1 protein-coding gene is annotated in these 305 nt (G+C 31.5%); it reads right to left on the reverse strand.

All coding sequences use genetic code 11. The features are described from left to right. Positions 1 to 94 (reverse strand): mechanosensitive ion channel family protein (locus HC175_RS24820; protein WP_168140046.1); only part of this gene is annotated, 94 nt, incomplete at its 3' end. Positions 95 to 305: the final 211 nt, after the last annotated feature.

Genomic DNA, 305 nt, shown 5'->3' on the forward strand with positions numbered 1-305 from the left:
TGAGCCATCCTATTAAAAGGACTAATAATGCGCCCAGCAGTTCGGGTAAGAAATTGGCAATTCTCCCACCAATATTTTCAAATGTATTTTCCATAATTTATTGGTTTTTTAACAAAATTAGTAGTTGAAGTTACTGTAAAAAGGTATTCTGCCACAATGACTTAACAAGAGTTTAAAAAAAAATTCAGGTTGATGTTAATATTTCTTAGGTGCGAAAATGAATGAAAAAATGCTTCGAAATTAGCTGTAGCAAGGGCTGAAAGGAATTGCCGATTTTCAGAAAAAATCTGAAATTTTTTTTCAAC

The organism is Salinimicrobium oceani, assembly GCF_012037645.1.